This is a genomic window from Aquibacillus kalidii, assembly GCF_014280935.1.
GTDB lineage: Bacteria > Bacillota > Bacilli > Bacillales > Amphibacillaceae > Aquibacillus_D > Aquibacillus_D kalidii.
Genome location: NZ_JACLZI010000028.1, coordinates 1 through 19189, shown reverse-complemented (window position 1 = coordinate 19189; position 19189 = coordinate 1). Strand labels below are relative to the sequence as shown.

Here is a 19189-nt window from a genome sequence, read left to right as displayed (position 1 = left end):
TCCCCCTTTCCAAAGTAATCAAGTTTTAAAGTAACACGTACGCGATTGCACCTGCAATAAAGCAATAAAAAGAAAAGTACTTTAAGTTTCCTCGTGCCATTATATTCATAAACCATCTTAGTGAATAATAGGTCGCAATAACAGACGCAATAAAAGCTAGTAAGTATGGTATCCAAAGAACATTAAATTGCTCGTCCGACACAATCTTGTCTACGGATAATATTAACGTCCCTAGACTAACAGGGATAAATAACAAGAATGAAAAACGAAGAGCTGTTTCTTGTTTCATTCCTAATAGCATAGCTGCAACAATCGTTGCACCGGAACGACTGATACCAGGAATTAATGCAACGGACTGAGCTAGACCTACGATAATTGCATCCTTAATAGTCAGCCCACCGTCATTTTTCCTTCCTTTTATATTACGAATGATCCATAATGCAATACCGGTAATGATTAAAGTAATCCCCACCATTTTTGGTGTATCAAACGTGTCTGCGATTTGGTCTTCGAACAGTACACCAATGATACCTGCAGGGATGGTAGCAACGACCAAGTAAAAAATAAAATTAAAATCATCTTTGCTTTTCGGATCTTTTGTAAAGATAAAGCCCATCCCATTTTTGATCAATCGTAAGATATCCTCACGGTAAACAAGTAATACTGCAATTAGAGATCCGAAGTTAACTAATATCTCAAACGAAAGCCCTTCGATATTTATATTAAATAAGTTTTGTACAATGACTAAGTGGCCACTGGATGAAATGGGGATTGGCTCTGTAAATCCTTGTAGCAATCCCAAAAATAAATATTTAATCAATAATCCCAACTCTACTAAATTTTCCATAGAATTCCCCTTTACATATATGTAGATATCCTCCGCTCCTGTCACAATAATCTTTAATAGTGAATAGACTATAAAAGATAAAGGAGGAGGAAATATGAATCGAACCCGTACCCAACATCAAATGTATGAGTTATGTGGTAAGCATATGCATTCTTATGTATTGATCGAAACACATGATGGATCTAAACTTGATGGTATTATAACAGGAGTAGATGAGCATAACGTCTATCTTGCAATACCTAATCATGGTCGTACTAATAAAAACTATAGTGATGAACGATTCGGTTATCCAGGTTTTGGATATGGATTTGGTCCCTATCCGTATGGTCCTTATCCAGGACCCTATCCATATGGTAGCCCGTTTAGAAGACTAGTTGTACCACTTGCAGCACTGACAGCCTTAAGCTTGCTACCATGGTATTAAGCCATAAAGCAACCCTTGCCGTCTAAGGTTGGCAAGGGTTGTAAATTACTTCTCATCGTCCGTTAGAATACCATCACCTATGATGATTACGGCAACTGCAAAGAAAGCCGCAATAACAAAAACAGGTGTTAAGCTTAATGTTTCACCAGCCATACTAGTAAGTACATATGCTGCTAAAAAGCTAAGTAAAATTGACCATATAATTGTCCAAATATAACGCAACACTTTCACCCCATTTACTGACGCTCTTTTCTATAGTTTACCAAAACCATCAATGAAAATAAATATTTATTATTTTTTAGTTGAAAATTATTTGGAAATCAACTATAAAGAACTTTTAACAGAAAGGTGAGATAGATGTTTCTAATAGTGGGCTGCTATGATTGGGTAGGGTATCATATAACAAATAAGCTACTAGAGCAAGGGCAAGAGGTTATTGGAATTGATACAATGGACTCTGACAAAAAAGAGAATCTTGCTATGTTTGTTGGTAGGAATGGTCTGTTTTCCCATTACGATTCAGCACAAGCTGTAATTAAGGATAAAAAGCATAAGGAAGGATTTAAGGCTATCATTTTCATTAAACCAGAAGATATAAGTGATATAGAAGAAATAAGCTATTTCTCACAAGTAAGTTTATGCTTAAGAAGTAAGAACGAAAACATGGATGAATGTGTTACGTTTGTTGATATTCCATTATTATATGGAGAATGGATGCCTAGAGATAATGAAGGAATATTCCACGGGGAGGAGTATGTCCGATTTGATTCAGATCAATTCAAAAAAGAGGCAACATATATTGAAGACTTTGTGAATGCATTTATAAAGTTTGCTGAAGAAAGTGAAAGTCCTGACTATGCTATGTTTGCATCTGATAAAAGTGAAAAGGAAGATGAAAATATAACGATAGTAAGAGAGACTAAATCACAGGGAGAACGCTTACAAGAGCTTGATGAACATTATGAAAAATTTCATTTTCTTTACTAAATGTAATAAAGTTGTAATTTTAAAGGCGTTTACTCGTAAACAATTAGACGGTACAATAGCACTAGTAAAAGTGTCTTTATGAATAGGAGTGCGTATTTTGAAAAAGTTTTTCGCTCTAATTTATATAATTATATTTATTTCAATCGTGTTTCTATTTACTAGTTGCAATTCATTAGGTGAAGAAAAGATTCAAAAAGTTGGGATGTTAGTGGAGAATTCTATTAATGACCAAACTTGGGGAAATAAAGGATACAAGGGTTTATTAGAAATTAGAGAAGAATTTGATGTAGACGTGTACTTTAAAGAGGAAGTCAAAACAGAGCAAGAAGTTGATCGAGCTGTTCAAGAGTTTGCTAATAAGGGGGTCAATTTAATTTTTGGCCACAGTAGTATCTATGGCAAAATGTTCGATAATATAAGTAAATCCTATCCAGATATTCATTTTGTTTATGCTAATGGAGGTTATTCCAACGATAACTTAACTAGTTTAAATTTCAGTTCCCATGCCATGGGTTTTTTTGGTGGTATGGTTGCAGGTGAAATGACCAAAACAAACAAAGTTGCCATAATAGCTGCATATGAATGGCAACCGGAAATAGAAGGGTTTTATGAAGGGGTTCATTTTCAAAATCCTAATGCAGAAGTACTAATGAATTTTGTGAATAGTTGGGATAACAAAGAGCGAGCACTGGAATTATATAATCAAATGAACAAAAAAGATGCAGACGTATTTTATCCTGCAGGGGATGCATTTAGTGTATCTGTCATAAATCAAGTGAAAAGTGATGGAAATTACGCAATTGGATTTGTTACCGATCAGGCAGAACTAGGAGGAAAAACCGTTTTAACTAGTACGGTACAACATGTTGACCAGTTGTATTTATTAGCAGCAAAACAGTTCAATAAAGGGGAATTAAAAGGCGGTATTTTCACTTATGACTTCGGGGATGATGTGATAACAATGGGAGAATTTAGTGAAGAGGTCCCTAAACCTTTTAGAAAGAAATTAAAAGAGTCGATAAATGAGTATATTGAATCGGGATTACTTCCAAATGAGAAGTAAAAGGACTGAAGGGTGCACCTCAGTCCTTTTTATTTTGACTTAAATCTTTTAAACATACCTGAGATCCCTTTTACATATGGTGATAATTGTTGGTACGTTTCCACAACAGTTTGTGCTGTACTAAAGAGGTCGACTGATCCATCTTCTGTTGCTTCATCCGATTTTGTATGTTCGGCTGATTTTTGTTCCTTATTGGAATCGTATCGTTTTGGCTGATTTCTGCGACCTCCGAACATCATCTGGTCAAAAGGATGGTTGTAATCATTTTTTTTATTGGGTTGTTCCATAAATTAAACACCTCCTTATATATAGTCTATTAATATAAACTCAAAAAGGTAAGGCGTTTATCCATAGAATAAAAAAACAGCAGAAGCAAATACTTGAAAATAACTATCATATACCTTAAAATTAGTACCAAGTCTTAATAATTGATTATAATTCCTGGAGAGGATGATATACAATGAACGCTGGTTTTATTGGAACAGGACATTACGCTCCTGAAAAAGTTGTCACAAATGCTGATTTAGAGAAGATTGTAGATACTAGTGATGAATGGATAAGAAGTCGTACTGGAATTGAAGAAAGAAGAATTGCTGAAGATGATATGGATACTTCAGACATGGCTTATCAAGCTGCAGTCAATGCTTTGAAGGATGCAAATATAACTGCAGACCAGTTAGATTTAATCTTAGTAGCAACTGTAACGCCTGATACACCTTTTCCAACAGTATCCTGTATGTTACAAGATCGATTAGGTGCAAAGAATGTGGCAGCAATGGATCTTAGTGCAGCGTGTTCTGGATTTATGTATGGGGTTATTACTGCTAAGCAGTTTATTGAAACGGGTGCCTATACAAATGTCCTTGTTGTGGGTGTTGAAAAGTTATCTAAAATTACTGACTGGTCAGACCGAAATACGTGTGTGTTATTTGGCGATGGAGCAGGAGCAGCTGTAATTGGTCCTGTTAGCGAAGGAAAAGGGATTCTCTCTTTTGAACTTGGCGCAGACGGAAGTGGAGGAAAGTACTTATTACAGGATAAGGATTATATTAGCATGAACGGTAGAGAGGTATTTAAATTCGCAGTTAGGCAAATGCCAGAATCATCCGTTAATGTAGTGGAGAAAGCAGGATTTAAGAAAGAAGATGTGGATTATCTAATTCCTCACCAAGCAAATATCAGAATTATGGAAGCAGCCCGTCAACGATTAGGTATATCTGAAGAAAAAATGGCTACTTCTGTTAAAAAATATGGAAACACATCTGCTGCATCAATTCCATTAGCGCTTTCAGAAGATGTGAAAAATGGTAAGATAAAAGATAACGACCTAGTTGTACTTGTTGGCTTCGGCGGAGGTTTAACTTGGGGTGCTGTTGCCATTCGTTGGGGAAAATAAAAGCGAACAAAATAGAAATAATCAAGAAATATTATTTTTCAATAAGGAGGAGAACCTTACATGGAAAAAAAACGTGTAGTAGTAACAGGTTTAGGGGCTGTAACGCCATTAGGGAACACAGTAGATAGTTTTTGGAATAATCTTTTAGCTGGTAAATCAGGCATTGATTATGTTACCAAGGTGAACAAGGACGATTTTCCTGCTAAAGTAGCTGCAGAATTGAAAGATTGGGACCCGAGTGTTTACATGGAGAAAAAAGATGCCAAACGAATGGATTTATTTACACAATATGCAGTTGCAGCAGCTAAGATGGCTGTAGAAGATGCTAAATTAGACATTACAGATGAGATAGCACCTAGAGTTGGTGTTTGGATCGGTTCAGGAATTGGTGGGATGGCCACATATGAAGAGCAGTTCCACAAATTTATTGAAAAAGGATATCGTCGTGTCAGTCCTTTCTTTGTGCCAATGTTAATTCCTGATATGGCTGCGGGACAGGTATCTATTCAGTTAGGTGCAAAAGGGATTAATTCATGTACCGTAACCGCTTGTGCATCGGGTGCTAATTCTATCGGGGACGCTTTTAAAGTAATTCAACGCGGCGATGCTGATGTTATGATTACTGGGGGTGCAGAAGCGCCGTTAACAAATATGTCTTTTGCTGGATTCTCATCCGCAAAAGCATTATCCACTAATGGAGATCCTAAAACAGCAAGTCGTCCATTTGATAAAAATCGTGACGGATTCGTAATGGGTGAAGGCTCTGGTATTCTAATTATTGAATCGTTAGAATCTGCACAAAATCGTGGAGCAAGAATTTATGCAGAGTTAGTTGGCTATGGTTCCGCAGGTGATGCTTATCATATTACTTCCCCAGCACCAGAAGGAGAAGGTGCTGCAAGAGCAATGAATCAAGCAATTTCAGATGCGGGAGTAGACTTGACAGCAGTAGATTATATTAACGCACACGGTACAAGTACAGAGTTAAATGATTCCTTTGAAACAAAAGCGATAAAGCAAGTATTTGGGGATCATGCATATAATTTATCCGTTTCTTCTACTAAATCAATGACAGGTCATTTACTTGGTGCTGCAGGTGCAGTAGAAGCAATTGCTTCGATTAAAGCAATTATTGATAGCAAGGTGCCACCAACGATTAATTATGAGACACCAGATCCGGAATGTGATTTGGACGTTGTACCAAACGAGACGAAAGCGAAAGAGGTAAATGTTGCCTTAAGTAATTCGTTAGGTTTTGGTGGTCATAATGCTGCGTTAGTTTTTAAAAAATACAATGGCTAAATAAAAATCCTTAACCACTTGTTAGTGGTTAGGGATTTTTTTTATGTTTAATTTCCATAGAAAGTGAAGTAACTTATTAGGTACCACTACGGAAATTCACTACGCTTTCCGTGGGCTCGCGCTGAGCCTCCTCGGTCGCAAAGAACACTCCCTGTGTGGGGTCTCAGCGTCTTCGCTTTCCCACAGGAGTCTACGTGAATTTCCTCCGCTCAGAGCATATGAGTGAATTTCACGTATTATTATGCGCGATTAATCCATTTTTCTGCGATAGGTAATCAGAGCAAAAAGTAACAATATAATAGTTGGATACTTGCTTTGGAATTAGGAATCATATGATAACAAGTCATTACTCTTCTTAGAGTTCAAGCAAAATGAAAGCAAAAATATCCCATCCTTCACATATAGATATAGTCCAATCAAATTTGCTCATTTATAGACAATTATTGGACATGTTATCCTTCACTCTATCATATAAATAAAAGTAAAAAGAGGCAGGTAGGAGGGTAGAGTATGATTTATGTATTAATTTTTTTAATAGGGTTTGGACTAGCTGTATCTGGAGGAGTTTCTATTATTCTGTATCTTAACTTTATTCCTGCCGGCCTGTCTTTAGTCGATTATTTCGTGTTTGTACAAGGCCAATTTGAATGTTATTTATTAATTGCCGGTATTTTAATTATGGGAATTGCAATAAGCAAAATATCAAATATAACTGTTAAATAATAGGATAGCTAGAATAAATTTTCCTATTTTGGTCATAATGTATTTTAAAGATTCAATAACAAAGCGAGGGTTCGACACATGTTATATTTACACGATGTATGGGTGAATTGGTTCGAGGGAGAAGAAAATGGTTATAATGTATGTCACTTTCATGAGTGGCGAAAAGAAGATGGGATAGAGTTACTAGATCAAGTACCGATACTATACATAGACGATGTCTTGTACCATTACATTGAGAATGACCTTCAAGATTTACCAAAACCCTTGTTGGACAGTATTTATAAACGCGCTTATTTAAGAAAAAATCAAGAAAGAATATCTTTAGAGTACGCATGTATAGTCACAAACGGAAAATCTATCGTTGCATTTGATACAATGGGATACAGTTTACCAGTACGAAAAAGTAGATTAATCCCAAGACAAGAACGACTAGTCTATGAAATGATTGAGGGTACGGAGCCACATAAGTTTACCTTTTCTGAAGGACAAGCAAGTAAAGAATACCATATACTTTCTTTACCACCTGAGAGTATGTTAGGACTGACAAGGAAAGAAAGACAATTAAAGCAGCTCTTGATGATGGCATTAGATCAACTAGAAGGAACGAAGAATAGTGAAGAGATGCGATATTGGTTAACAGAATGGGAACCTGACAAATACACAGAGATTAGGAATATGGGTTTTGAAGACGCATGGGAAGCACTTTATGAAGGTCTTATGGATGGCTGGAGTAAGGCACATGAAGATTTATGCGGGAAGCTTATTAAAGGTCAACCATTTTTTGAGAAAATGTGGGAGTTAGAGCAAGATAGTGAAAGACCGAGTACGTTTAAAAGAATGCTATAAAGCAGTAGAAAGGGTAATCGCGATAATGCGATTACCCTTTCATTTTTTTAGGATTAGCATTCAAAAAGTACTCCTATTATTTCTTTTTCTTAACTCTTCCTAATCCCATAGCTTTCTTTGCTTTTGCTAACATTTTGTTTGCGACGAAGCTAGCCTTTTCTGCACCGTCATCTAGTATTTCATCGAGTTCTTGTGAGTCAAGTAATTCATAGTATCTTTCTTGAATAGGCTTGAGGGTTTGAATCACTGCATTTGCAGTATCCTGTTTAAATTCGCCATAACCTTTGTTCTTATATCTTGCTTCTAATTCTTCCAAAGATTCTCCGGAACAACTTGCATGAATAGTCATCAAATTACTAATCCCTGGCTTATTCTCTTTATCGAATTTAACAATACCTTCAGAGTCTGTCACAGCACTCTTAATTTTTTTCTCAATTTTCTTTTCGTCATCTAACATAAAGATAGAGGCCTTTTGATTTTCATCAGATTTACTCATTTTCTTCGTTGGTTCTTGTAAGGACATGATCCTAGCTCCAACTTTAGGAATACTAATATCTGGAATGGTAAATATATCATTATATTTATTGTTGAAACGTTGCGCAAGGTTACGCGTTAATTCAAGGTGTTGTTTCTGATCGTCACCAACAGGAACGATGTCCGTGCTATATAAGAGAATATCAGCTGCCATCAGTGGGGGATAAGTTAACAAGGATGAAGATACTCCTTCTTTACCACTAGATTTATCCTTAAATTGAGTCATCCGCTCAAGTTCTCCAATATAGCTAATTGATTGCATCATCCATCCAAGTTGCGTATGTGCGCTTACTTCCGATTGAATAAACAACGTAGCTTTTTCAGGGTTAATTCCAGATGCTAAATACAACGCAGCTAATGAACGAATGTTGTCTCTCAATTTTAACCTGTCTTGTGGAACTGTAATTGCGTGTTCATCCACTATACAAAAATAACAATTACTATCATCCTGTAAATCTACGAAATGCTTCATCGCTCCCAAATAGTTTCCGATGGTAAGAGTCCCACTAGGTTGGATTCCTGAGAATATTGTTTTCATTTTATCACCTCATAAAGTTATCAAAAAATTAAACACAAAAAAAGCCCATTCTTTTCCCTCTACAAGGGACGAATGAACCGCGGTGCCACCCTTATTACCTCATCAAAAGATGATGAGATCACTTTTTCAAACATAATTAGCTCGAAAGCCCAATTCCGATTTACAAAGGCACTTGTTTTCACCAATCACAAGTTCTCTATTTGCTGCCAAAAGTAAATGTACTCTAACTTTCTCATTGCCACTTTTATTGATTTTTTATTATTATATAACCCAATTTCCTTTGATGCAAGTTAGTTTAGAATTAAAGCTATTTCGATTTCGTTTCTAGGTGATTCATGATAGGCATACCTTTTGATTAAATAAGGTTGTCCACCAAGTAACTTTGCTTAATAAGCAATTGAATAACCAACAATTAAAGACAGGGTGAAAAGTATAACACTGCAAGTTAATAGGGAGAAGGTAGCAGTTTGACTGAACATTTCTGAAGGCATTCTCATTTCAGCGATCTCATCTTTTATTAGTTCTCCCTTTTTGGTTAGCTTAGAATAGGTTGTTCTAAAGCTATGGGTAATAGCATCAAAGAATCCCCCTCTTGCTGTCATCATTAAAGCACTAGCGCATAATTCTAGTAAAGCTATAATAAATAAAGTGTTGATCATAGATAAAACAGTAATATATTTATATATTAGTATCGATAGAATAAAACTTAAGATAAATGAAATACTTATATAAATGATCGTGTGCTTGAAAAGTTTAGATTTCATCTGTTTTCCTCCTAAAAGTTAGCATTTGCATTATACCCTTTTATGGTTTTAAAGAAAAGTACCCTTAAATGAGCATACTCTATCAACGTATTGTTTTTGTGCTAATTTTTAGACTGTTTTTAATATTTTTAAATAAGCAAAACCGCTATACATAGCTAATTAGCTAGTAGTATAATTTTTTACTAGGGTGACAATATATACATAAACACCTAGAAGGGGAGTTATACACATGAAAAAAGCAAAATGGTCACTTTTGTTTGTACTACTGTTAGCTATGGGCATGTTCTTAGCTGCATGTGGTGGAGAAGATAGTAAGGACCAAGATGAGCAAAAGTCAGATGACACCGCGTCATCAAACGAGTTAGCAGAGGAGCAGGTTGTTAAAATGACTGCTACAGCAGACATTCCAACTCTAAACTCTACTGATATGCAAGATTCAACTTCAGGTACATGGGCTGCACATCTTTTCGAAGGACTAATGAAGTTTGACGAAAACGATCAACCAATTCCAGCTATGGCGGCTTCTGAAGCAGAAGTAAGTGAAGATGGTACAGTATTTACATTCACCATTCGCGATGATGCGAACTGGTCTGACGGAACTCCTGTAACTGCAGAAGATTTCGTCTATGCTTGGAGAAAAGATAACAATCCAGATACAATGGGTATTTATTCTTTCATCTTTACAGTTGCGCAAATCAAAAACGCTGCTCAAATTCAAGCAGGTGAAGCAGAAGTTGACACTTTAGGTGTGGAAGCTGTTGATGAAAAGACTCTTAAAATTACTCTAGAAAAGGCTGTACCAACAGACTTATTTCATAGTTTAATGGCTTTCTACCCATTTTTACCACAACCGCATGAGTATGCAGCAGAACAAGGTGATAAGTGGGCTACTGAACCAGAAAACACACTTTCTAATGGTGCTTTTATCCTTGATTCATGGGAGCACGGTGCGAGTTGGACACTAGTAAAAAATGATGACTACTTCGGTGCAGAAGATGTGAAAATCGAAGAAATCAAAGTAAATGTAGTTAAAGAAATGAGTACAGGCGTTAACTTGTATAAGCGAGATGAGATTGATTACAAGTCTTTAGCATCTGATTATGTTCCAGAATTTAAAGACTCTGATGAATTCCATACATTAACTGGAGCAGGAATGTTTGCTTTAGGTTATAACCAAAAGAACCCTGATCTTGCAAATGTGAATATTCGTAAAGCGTTAAGCTATGGTTTTGACAAACAACAATTGACTGATGTAATTTGGAACGATGGTTCTATTCCAGCAAATGGATGGGTTCCAACAGACTTTGCAGTAGGTCCAAATGGAACTGACTTCCGTGAAGCGGCTGGAGACTACCAAGGATTCGATGCTGCTAAAGCAAAAGAATTCTGGGATAAAGGTCTAGAAGAGCTTGGAAAAGATTCTATTACATTAGAATTATTAACTGGTGACAGTGATCAAGCTGATACACAGGCTGTTTACTTAAAATCACAACTTGAAGAAAACCTTCCTGGTTTAACACTTAACATTAATAAGCAACCTTGGGGACAACGCCTTGAATTAACTAATTCCGGAGATTATGATATTAACACAAGAGGTTGGTCACCTGACTATGCTGACCCAATGACATTCTTGGATATGTATACGTCTGAAAGTACAATGAACCAACAAGATTGGAAAAATGAAGAATATGATAAGTTAATCGAAGAAGCGAACAATTTAGGTAATGATCCTGAAGCTCGTTGGGAAAAACTTGTGGAAGCCGAACATATTCTAATTGATGAAGAACAAGTAATTGGTACATTGTATCAAGAAGGTGGCGTGTACGTTCAAAAGCCTTGGTTAAAAGGTGTTCAACACCATAACCTTGGTGCTGAAGTAGACTTCACAAAAGCATATATTACAAAGCATTAATTAATAAAGAGGTATATTCCATTTGGAGTATACCTCTTTTTCTTATTCATTACGTATCTATTTCAAGATACTTGACTAGAAAGATAAAAACTTAAAAATATTACTTATTAACTTAATAACGTCAAAATAAAACAAATTTTTACTATGAATGGGTAGCGAAAATAGAGTTATTTATTGTAGTGATGCTTCTATCTAAATAGGACTTTTTAACTATTTTTAATTTGAAAAGTCTTTATTTTATAATGTTTTCAATTTTTTCTGAAAAAAAACTCTATTAAAAATTATAAATTACTTGTACAATACGTTTATGGGTGTTAACACAGAATTCAGAAAATTCACCCGATATAAAAAACGGGAGGTCATGGCAACATGAAAAAATTTAAGTGGTCATTATTGCTAATGTTGGTATTAGCAATGAGTATGTTCCTAGCTGCTTGTAGTAGTGGGGATAAAGAAGAAGGTAAGGAAAAAGAAGGAACTGAGCAAGCAGAAGGTACTGATGAAGGTACTAGTGGAGAAGAAGAATTAGCTGAAGAGCAAGTTGTTAGTTTAACTTCTTCTGCGGATATTCCAACTCTTAATTCCACTGAGATGCAAGATTCAACTTCAGGTACTTGGGGAGCTCATTTATTTGAAGGTTTAATGAAGTTTGATGAAAACGATCAACCAATTCCAGCTATGGCTGCTTCTGAAGCAGAAGTAAGTGAAGATGGAACAGTATTTACATTTACCATTCGTGACGATGCAAATTGGTCTGACGGAACTCCTGTAACTGCAGAAGATTTCGTCTACGCTTGGAAAAAGGATAATAATCCAGATACAATGGGAATCTATTCTTTCATCTACACAGTTGCACAAATTAAAAATGCTGCTAAAATCCAAGCGGGTGAAGCAGAAGTTGATACTTTAGGTGTTGAAGCTGTTGATGAAAAGACTTTAAAAGTAACTTTAGAAAAGGCAGTGCCTGCTGACTTATTTCATAGCTTAATGGCATTCTATCCATTCTTACCACAACCACATGAATTTGCGGCTGAAAAAGGTGACAAATGGGCTACTGAGCCAGAAAACACACTTTCTAACGGTGCTTATATTCTAGATACTTGGGAGCACGGTGCAAACTGGAAGCTAGTGAAGAACGATGGTTACTTCGCAGCTGACGATGTAAAAATTGAAGAAATTAACGTTAACGTTGTTAAAGAAATGAGTACAGGTGTTAACTTGTATAAGAGAGACGAAATTGATTACAAAGCTCTAACGTCTGACTATGTACCAGAATTTGAAGATTCTGAAGAATTCCACCAGTTAACTGGAGCAGGAATGTTTGCGCTTGGTTATAACCAAAAGAATCCTGATCTAGCTAACTTAAATATCCGTAAAGCATTAAGCTTTGGTTTTGATAAGCAACAATTAACAGATGTTATTTGGAATGATGGTTCTGTACCAGCAAACGGATGGGTCCCAACTGACTTTGCTACAGGTCCTGATGGAACAGATTTCCGCGAAGCGGCAGGAGACTATCAAGGATTTGACGCTGCTAAAGCAAAAGAATTCTGGGATAAAGGTCTAGAAGAGCTAGGAAAAGATTCAATTACATTAGAACTATTAACTGGTGACAGTGATACTGCTGATACACAAGCTGTATATTTAAAATCACAACTTGAGGAAAACCTTCCTGGTTTAACTCTTGAAATTAATAAGCAACCTTGGGCACAACGTCTAGATTTAGCTTCATCTGGAAATTATGATATCAACACTAGAGGTTGGTTACCTGACTATGCTGATCCAATGACTTTCTTAGATATGTTTACTTCTGAAAGCACAATGAACCAACAAGATTGGAAGAGCGAAGAGTACGATAAGTTAATCGAAGAAGCGAACAACTTGGGTAATGATCCTGAAGCTCGTTGGAAAAAACTTATTGAAGCTGAGCACATTCTAATTGAAGAACAACAAATAATTGGAACATTGTATCAAGAAGGTGGCGTGTACGTTCAAAAGCCTTGGTTGAAAAATGTTGTACACCACAATCTTGGAGCAGAAATTGACTTTACACAAGCGTATATTACTAAACATTAATTGGTAACAATATTAATGTGTTAAGGAATTGATACTAATAAGGGTATATTGTCCACAAGGCATATACCCTTATTTTAATGGGAATTTATGTATTATTGACAATTTTGCGACTATTTAGTTTCCATATACTTCAGCTTGACTATTTGTCGAATAAAAACGAAAATATAAACATGTAACAATTCAGGAGGTGTAAGTGTGGGGAAATATATAATTAGTAGATTTAGTTACATGCTAATTACTTTTCTAGTTATTGCTAGTCTTACATTTTTCTTAATGCATGCCCTTCCGGGGACTCCGTATGGGGGAGCGCAAGGAAAAGTATCACCAGAACAGCTAGAAAGACTGGATGCTCGGTACGGTTTAGATAAACCATTACCAGTTCAGTATGTAAAGTACATTGGAGGTATATTTAAAGGTGATTTAGGTGTATCATTCCAATTCCAAGGTCGTGAAGTTGCGACTATTATATCGGAAAAAATAGGTGCGTCAGCAACATTAGGTGCGGAGGCAATTATTTTTGGTACGATTTTAGGTATTATCTTAGGGGTAATCGCTGCATTAAAACACAATACAATACTTGACTATGGTTCTATGGTCATTGCGGTTTTAGGTATATCAATACCTGCCTTTGTGTTTGCGGCATTATTACAGTATTACTTTGCAGTAAAATGGCCTATTTTACCTGTTGCTTATTGGGAAGGGCCGAAATATCATATATTACCGGCAATTTCGTTAGCAGTGGGTGTGTTGGCCAATATTTCTCGTTTTATGAGAACGGAACTAATGGAAGTACTTGGTCAGGACTATATCCTAATGGCTCGTGCAAAAGGTTTATCATCAACATCTGTTATTGTTAAACATAGTGTACGAAATGCTTTAATCCCTGTTATTACGATCTTAGGTCCTATGACCGTTAATATCATGACAGGAAGTCTAGTTATTGAACAAATTTTTGCGATTAATGGTCTAGGAGAACAGTTTGTTACGTCTATCATGACAAATGATTATCCAATGGTTATGGGTACGACTTTATTCTATAGTGCACTATTTATTGGTGTAATATTCTTAGTTGACGTACTTTATGGTGTAATTGATCCTAGAATCCGCTTAGGGGGTGGAAAAGCATAATGCCAGAGAGAGAGATTGATAAAAAACTCTTCGAACCTGCTGTATTTGATGAAGGAGTCCACGAGAAAATTGAGGGTCCAAGTATCGGGTTTTGGAGTGATGCTTTTCGCCGTTTATTTAAAAATAAAGGTGCGATTGTTGGTTTAATATTAATCGTTGTATTTATTTTCTTTTCTTTATTTGGTCCAATGATGAACGATTTTGGGGCAGATAAACAGAATATTATGGCAAGAAACCTTCCGCCAAAGATACCTGTATTAGAGAAAGTTAGCTGGTTAGGTCTCGATGGAACAAGAGAAGGTGTAGACTTGTACGAAACAAGACAAATTGAGGAAAACTACTGGTTCGGTACGGATGAATTTGGACGTGATCAGTGGACTCGTATCTGGGAAGGTACTAGAATATCGTTACTAATTGCCTTTGTTGCAGCTTTCATTGATGTAATAGTTGGTGTGGCGTATGGAGGTATTTCCGGTTTTTACGGTGGACGAGTTGACAATATCATGCAACGTATTATTGAAATTCTAGTTGGTATTCCAAATTTAATTATTATTATTCTATTAATAATAGTTTTAAAACCAGGTATATCGTCAATTATCTTGGCGATGGTAATTACCGGATGGGTAGGTATGGCCCGGATTGTTAGGGGTCAGATCTTGAAAGCGAAAAATGATGAGTATGTGCTTGCTTCTAGAACATTAGGTTCTTCGAGTGGTCGACTAATTTTAAAACATCTTATTCCAAACGTATTAGGTCAGATTATTATTACCACAATGTTTACTATTCCTGGTGCAATCTTTTTTGAAGCATTCTTGAGCTTCATTGGATTAGGTATACAGCCCCCAGAGGCTTCACTAGGTAGTTTGGTAAACGACGGTTATAAAAAGATGCAAATGTTTCCACATCTTCTTATGGTTCCAGCTGTAATTATTAGTTTACTTATGATCAGCTTTAACTTACTCGGGGACGGATTAAGAGATGCGTTTGATCCGAAAATGAAAAAGTAGGTGAATTGAAGTATGGAGAAAATATTAGAAATTAAAGATCTTAAGGTACACTTCAATACATTTGCTGGAACAGTTCAAGCTGTAAGAGGTGTTTCTTTAGATCTGTATAAGGGTGAAACATTAGCGATTGTAGGAGAGTCAGGTTCAGGAAAATCTGTAACTTCAAAAGCGCTAATGGGATTAATTCCAAAACCGCCAGGTGAAATTGCTGGTGGAGAAATTCTTTTCGAAGGTAAAGATTTAGCTAAACTGACAGAAAAAGAAATGCAAAATGTCAGAGGTGCAGATATTTCGATGATTTTCCAAGATCCAATGACATCATTAAACCCAACGATGACAATTGGAAAACAAATCATGGAAGGTATTATTAAGCACAGAAAGCTTGGTAAAACAGAAGCACATAAACTAGCTTTAGAGTTATTAAAACTTGTAGGTATTCCTAACCCTGATGTTAGAATTAAGCAATATCCACACCAGTTTTCGGGTGGTATGAGGCAGCGTGTGGTAATAGCGATTGCCTTAGCTTGTAATCCAAAAATCTTGATTGCTGATGAACCTACAACAGCATTGGATGTAACGATTCAGGCTCAGATTTTAGATTTAATGAAAAATTTACAAAAGCAAGTGGATACTTCTATTATCTTTATTACGCATGACTTAGGGGTAGTTGCGAACGTTGCAGACCGTGTTGCTGTTATGTATGGTGGTAAGATTGTAGAAATTGGAACAGTTGATGATATTTTTTATAATCCTCAACATCCATATACTTGGGGTCTAATAAGTTCGATGCCAGATCTTGATACGAATGAAGATGAATTATACGCTATCCCTGGATCACCTCCGGATTTGTTAAATCCACCAATAGGTGATGCTTTCGCTCCAAGAAATCCATTTGCGATGAAAATTGATTTAGAACAAGAGCCGCCTATGTTTAAAGTGTCTGAAACACATTATGCAGCTACTTGGTTACTTCATCCGGATGCTCCTAAGGTGGAACCACCTGAGGCTGTTAAAAAGCGGATGAAAAAGTCTCCTAACAAAAAGGAGGAGAATTAATTGGCTGGGACACAAGAAAAGCTTTTAGAAATTCAAAACTTAAAACAGCACTTCAATATTGGTAAACCAAACGAAGTTAAGGCTGTTGATGGACTTACTTTCGATATATACAAAGGGGAAACTTTGGGTCTGGTAGGTGAATCCGGTTGTGGTAAGTCTACTACTGGACGAACAATTATTCGTTTATACGATGCAACAGACGGAAAAGTAGTATTTAAGGGTGAGGATGTTCATGGGAAGAAGAATAGATCTCAACTTAAAAGCCTTAACCGTAAGATGCAAATGATTTTCCAAGATCCATATGCATCGTTAAACCCTCGTATGAAGGTTGAAGATATTATTGCTGAAGGTATTGATATTCATGGCTTAGCAAAAAATAAAGAAGAACGTAAGCAAAAAGTAGTTGATTTGTTAGAACAGGTTGGTCTTAACAAAGAACATGCTAATAGGTACCCACATGAATTTAGTGGTGGACAACGTCAAAGAATTGGTATTGCACGTGCTTTGGCTGTTGACCCTGAATTTATCATTGCCGATGAACCAATCTCAGCGCTTGATGTTTCCATACAAGCACAGGTTGTTAACCTATTAAAGGATCTTCAAAAACAACATAAGTTAACCTATTTATTTATCGCGCACGATTTATCAATGGTTAAGTACATTAGTGATCGTATTGGTGTTATGTATTTTGGTAACATGGTAGAGCTTGCAGACGCAGATGAGTTGTATTCTAACCCAATTCATCCTTATACAAAGTCTCTATTATCAGCTATTCCATTACCAGATCCCGATTATGAGCGCAACCGTAGACGTATTGCGTATGATCCTAGCCAACATGATACAAGTGAAGAGCCGGAATTTAGAGAAATTCGTCCTCGTCACTGGGTACTATGTACAACCAAAGAATTTGAAGCTTATAAACAGGAGTTTCAAAATAAAGAGAGTTGAATTTATAAATCCTTATTAACATTTGTTAATAAGGATTTTTTCTTGTAATTATATAAAATTAAATTATTTCCACAAATCCGTTTTGAAAAAAGGAAAAAACTCCTACAAACTTTTTACAATATTTTTAACTATATCGTGTAATCTTCTAATATAATAAGAGTAAATACAACATTGGGAGTTTGATTCAAATGGAGAAAATACGAAACATTATTAGTCTCTTCATTACTTTTCTCCTTCTCAGTATAGTGATGACGACTCATACATCCGAAGCTGCAGAAACAGAAGTAATGACTATGAAAAACCATGAAAAGCATGCCACGGCACTGTCAGGCTACGAATTACCTGACAAAATAAAGCGTTTTACCTATGATTCTGGACTTCAATTTGAATATCCTGAGGCTGTTAGAGGGATTTACGTCACTGGTCATTCTGCTGGAGGTAGCAGGTTTGATAAGTTAATTAATCTTATTAAGTCGACTGAATTGAATGCAATGGTCATTGATATTAAGGATGACTACGGTAACCTAACGTATATACCTGAAGAAGGTTCTCCATATAAAGATATAGCTAAACCATATATGGATGATCCACGTAAAATGTTAGAGGTGTTAGAAAAAGAGGGAATATATCCTATTGCTAGAATAGTGGTGTTTAAGGATACCGTTTTAGCAAAAAAACGTCCTGATTTATCGTTTACGCAAAATGGAAAAGTGTGGTCCAATGGGAAAGGTGATTCTTTTGTAAGTCCATTTAAGAAAGAAGTATGGGAATATAATGTTGAAATAGCTAAAAGGGCAGCAGAACTTGGATTCCAAGATATTCAATTCGATTATGTCCGCTTTCCAGAAGGATTTGAACGTAGGGACAAAGAGTTGAAATACGACCTTGGTGACTATAAAGATTCTGAATTAAATGATGTGAAAAAACGTGTAGAAGCTGTAACCGATTTTGTAGCTTATGCAAGAAAAGAACTAGAATACTATGGTGTTGATGTCTCAGTAGATATTTTTGGCTATGCAGCCACTATTAAAGAAACACCAGGTATCGGACAGAACTTTTCTAAAATATCATCTAATGTAGATGTTATATCATCGATGATATATCCAAGTCACTGGACATCGTATTTTGGGATTGATATGCCAGACAAGGAACCTTACCGTTTAGTTAAGGAATATGCGAAGGTCGAAAACGAAGTGTTAGGTAGTCTAGAAAATTCACCAACATCAAGGCCTTGGATCCAAGACTTTGAGGCGCCATGGTTGTATAGTGGTGCAACAAAACAATATGGTAAAGCAGAAGTAGAAGCACAAATTAAGGCTTTAAATGAGAACGGTATTAAAGAATTTCTACTATGGAATGCAGGAAATACCTACACGGAAAATGTAGATTACACTCCATTACAATAATAATAGTAAGATGGAAAGCCAATCATGGTTTTCCATCTTTTTTTGGCCCTTTTGTATAAATTATTCCCTTTTTAAATTACACATTAGAGATAAAATCTGCAGTAACTGAATTCTTTAATTTATTGAGTGCAAATGCTACGCTGTGGAAAAATACTCGCTTTCCGTGGGGAACGCTTCAGCCTCCTCGCTCGCAAAGAACACTCGCTGTGGGGTCTTCAGACTGTTCCTTTCC

Annotated in this window: 19 protein-coding genes and 1 other annotated feature; of the genes, 14 read left to right on the top strand and 5 right to left on the bottom strand. The window is 36.1% G+C overall.

Features of this window, described 5'->3' with window-relative positions:
* Positions 1-25 precede the first annotated feature (25 nt).
* A complete protein-coding gene (locus tag H7K77_RS05090; RefSeq protein ID WP_186576647.1) occupies positions 26-847 on the bottom strand; it encodes an undecaprenyl-diphosphate phosphatase in 822 nt (273 codons plus the stop codon).
* 94 nt (positions 848-941) lie between these two features.
* On the opposite strand from H7K77_RS05090, the gene H7K77_RS05085 reads away from it, so the two are divergent.
* A complete protein-coding gene (locus H7K77_RS05085; protein ID WP_186576646.1) occupies positions 942-1271 on the top strand; it encodes a hypothetical protein in 330 nt (109 codons plus the stop codon).
* Positions 1272-1316: 45 nt separating this feature from the next.
* Here the strand turns inward: H7K77_RS05085 and H7K77_RS05080 are convergent, their stop codons facing one another.
* Complete coding sequence (locus H7K77_RS05080) at positions 1317-1496, bottom strand: DUF2929 family protein (RefSeq protein WP_328701037.1); 180 nt, start codon at positions 1494-1496, stop codon at positions 1317-1319.
* A gap of 132 nt (positions 1497-1628) precedes the next feature.
* Between H7K77_RS05080 and H7K77_RS05075 the strand changes: the two genes are divergently transcribed.
* Together H7K77_RS05075 and H7K77_RS05070 are read left to right on the top strand one after the other, a co-directional pair.
* The gene (locus H7K77_RS05075; RefSeq protein WP_186576644.1) at positions 1629-2258 is read left to right on the top strand and encodes an NAD(P)-dependent oxidoreductase; all 630 of its coding nucleotides are present in this window, start codon (positions 1629-1631) and stop codon (positions 2256-2258) included.
* 88 nt (positions 2259-2346) lie between these two features.
* The gene (locus tag H7K77_RS05070; protein WP_328701036.1) at positions 2347-3321 is read left to right on the top strand and encodes a BMP family ABC transporter substrate-binding protein; all 975 of its coding nucleotides are present in this window, start codon (positions 2347-2349) and stop codon (positions 3319-3321) included.
* Between the two features lie 29 nt (positions 3322-3350).
* Here the strand turns inward: H7K77_RS05070 and H7K77_RS05065 are convergent, their stop codons facing one another.
* Positions 3351-3608, bottom strand: a complete 258-nt coding sequence (locus H7K77_RS05065) for a YppG family protein (protein ID WP_186576642.1) — start codon at positions 3606-3608, stop codon at positions 3351-3353.
* 173 nt (positions 3609-3781) lie between these two features.
* Between H7K77_RS05065 and H7K77_RS05060 the strand changes: the two genes are divergently transcribed.
* The 4 genes from H7K77_RS05060 to H7K77_RS05045 all read left to right on the top strand — a co-directional run bounded on the left by H7K77_RS05060 (position 3782) and on the right by H7K77_RS05045 (position 7588).
* Complete coding sequence (locus H7K77_RS05060; protein ID WP_186576641.1) at positions 3782-4717, top strand: beta-ketoacyl-ACP synthase III; 936 nt, start codon at positions 3782-3784, stop codon at positions 4715-4717.
* Between the two features lie 60 nt (positions 4718-4777).
* Entirely contained in the window at positions 4778-6019 is a 1242-nt protein-coding gene (gene fabF, locus H7K77_RS05055) for a beta-ketoacyl-ACP synthase II (RefSeq protein ID WP_186576640.1), read from the top strand.
* 510 nt (positions 6020-6529) lie between these two features.
* Positions 6530-6742 carry a hypothetical protein gene (locus tag H7K77_RS05050; protein ID WP_186576639.1) on the top strand — a complete coding sequence of 71 codons (213 nt, stop codon included), beginning with the start codon at positions 6530-6532 and terminating at the stop codon, positions 6740-6742.
* 78 nt (positions 6743-6820) lie between these two features.
* The gene (locus H7K77_RS05045; RefSeq protein ID WP_186576638.1) at positions 6821-7588 is read left to right on the top strand and encodes a YjbA family protein; all 768 of its coding nucleotides are present in this window, start codon (positions 6821-6823) and stop codon (positions 7586-7588) included.
* Positions 7589-7664: 76 nt separating this feature from the next.
* Here the strand turns inward: H7K77_RS05045 and trpS are convergent, their stop codons facing one another.
* Positions 7665-8660 carry a tryptophan--tRNA ligase gene (trpS, locus tag H7K77_RS05040; protein WP_186576637.1) on the bottom strand — a complete coding sequence of 332 codons (996 nt, stop codon included), beginning with the start codon at positions 8658-8660 and terminating at the stop codon, positions 7665-7667.
* Between the two features lie 61 nt (positions 8661-8721).
* Positions 8722-8905: a binding site (T-box leader), on the bottom strand.
* Positions 8906-9046: 141 nt separating this feature from the next.
* The gene (locus tag H7K77_RS05035) at positions 9047-9424 is read right to left on the bottom strand and encodes a DUF3899 domain-containing protein (RefSeq protein ID WP_186576636.1); all 378 of its coding nucleotides are present in this window, start codon (positions 9422-9424) and stop codon (positions 9047-9049) included.
* A 229-nt stretch (positions 9425-9653) separates the two neighbouring features.
* Here H7K77_RS05035 and H7K77_RS05030 point away from each other — a divergent pair, with 229 nt between their 5' ends.
* From H7K77_RS05030 to H7K77_RS05000, 7 genes are all read left to right on the top strand, one after another.
* Positions 9654-11336, top strand: a complete 1683-nt coding sequence (locus H7K77_RS05030; protein ID WP_186576635.1) for a peptide ABC transporter substrate-binding protein — start codon at positions 9654-9656, stop codon at positions 11334-11336.
* Positions 11337-11705: 369 nt separating this feature from the next.
* Complete coding sequence (locus H7K77_RS05025; RefSeq protein WP_186576634.1) at positions 11706-13412, top strand: peptide ABC transporter substrate-binding protein; 1707 nt, start codon at positions 11706-11708, stop codon at positions 13410-13412.
* Between the two features lie 195 nt (positions 13413-13607).
* Complete coding sequence (gene opp3b, locus H7K77_RS05020) at positions 13608-14540, top strand: oligopeptide ABC transporter permease (RefSeq protein WP_186576633.1); 933 nt, start codon at positions 13608-13610, stop codon at positions 14538-14540.
* The gene (gene opp3C / locus H7K77_RS05015; RefSeq protein ID WP_186576632.1) at positions 14540-15547 is read left to right on the top strand and encodes an oligopeptide ABC transporter permease; all 1008 of its coding nucleotides are present in this window, start codon (positions 14540-14542) and stop codon (positions 15545-15547) included. The genes opp3b and opp3C overlap by 1 nt, the downstream gene beginning before the upstream one ends.
* Before the next feature lie 12 nt (positions 15548-15559).
* On the top strand, positions 15560-16603 hold the full coding sequence (locus H7K77_RS05010; protein WP_186576631.1) for an ABC transporter ATP-binding protein: 1044 nt from the start codon (positions 15560-15562) through the stop codon (positions 16601-16603).
* Positions 16604-17551 carry an ABC transporter ATP-binding protein gene (locus H7K77_RS05005; protein WP_186576630.1) on the top strand — a complete coding sequence of 316 codons (948 nt, stop codon included), beginning with the start codon at positions 16604-16606 and terminating at the stop codon, positions 17549-17551.
* A 188-nt stretch (positions 17552-17739) separates the two neighbouring features.
* Positions 17740-18957 (top strand): putative glycoside hydrolase, encoded by a 1218-nt coding sequence (locus H7K77_RS05000; protein WP_186576629.1) that lies wholly within the window; start codon positions 17740-17742, stop codon positions 18955-18957.
* The last annotated feature ends 232 nt before the right edge of the window (positions 18958-19189 follow it).

Bases quoted from the DNA above. Each gene is read 5' to 3' on its own strand.
- H7K77_RS05090 (WP_186576647.1), bottom strand. From the start codon at position 847: ATGGAAAATTTAGTAGAGTTGGGATTATTGATTAAATATTTATTTTTG.
- H7K77_RS05085 (WP_186576646.1), top strand. From the start codon at position 942: ATGAATCGAACCCGTACCCAACATCAAATGTATGAGTTATGTGGTAAG.
- H7K77_RS05075 (WP_186576644.1), top strand. From the start codon at position 1,629: ATGTTTCTAATAGTGGGCTGCTATGATTGGGTAGGGTATCATATAACA.
- H7K77_RS05065 (WP_186576642.1), bottom strand. From the start codon at position 3,608: ATGGAACAACCCAATAAAAAAAATGATTACAACCATCCTTTTGACCAG.
- H7K77_RS05060 (WP_186576641.1), top strand. From the start codon at position 3,782: ATGAACGCTGGTTTTATTGGAACAGGACATTACGCTCCTGAAAAAGTT.
- fabF (WP_186576640.1), top strand. From the start codon at position 4,778: ATGGAAAAAAAACGTGTAGTAGTAACAGGTTTAGGGGCTGTAACGCCA.
- H7K77_RS05050 (WP_186576639.1), top strand. From the start codon at position 6,530: ATGATTTATGTATTAATTTTTTTAATAGGGTTTGGACTAGCTGTATCT.
- H7K77_RS05045 (WP_186576638.1), top strand. From the start codon at position 6,821: ATGTTATATTTACACGATGTATGGGTGAATTGGTTCGAGGGAGAAGAA.
- trpS (WP_186576637.1), bottom strand. From the start codon at position 8,660: ATGAAAACAATATTCTCAGGAATCCAACCTAGTGGGACTCTTACCATC.
- H7K77_RS05035 (WP_186576636.1), bottom strand. From the start codon at position 9,424: ATGAAATCTAAACTTTTCAAGCACACGATCATTTATATAAGTATTTCA.
- H7K77_RS05030 (WP_186576635.1), top strand. From the start codon at position 9,654: ATGAAAAAAGCAAAATGGTCACTTTTGTTTGTACTACTGTTAGCTATG.
- H7K77_RS05025 (WP_186576634.1), top strand. From the start codon at position 11,706: ATGAAAAAATTTAAGTGGTCATTATTGCTAATGTTGGTATTAGCAATG.
- opp3C (WP_186576632.1), top strand. From the start codon at position 14,540: ATGCCAGAGAGAGAGATTGATAAAAAACTCTTCGAACCTGCTGTATTT.
- H7K77_RS05010 (WP_186576631.1), top strand. From the start codon at position 15,560: ATGGAGAAAATATTAGAAATTAAAGATCTTAAGGTACACTTCAATACA.
- H7K77_RS05000 (WP_186576629.1), top strand. From the start codon at position 17,740: ATGGAGAAAATACGAAACATTATTAGTCTCTTCATTACTTTTCTCCTT.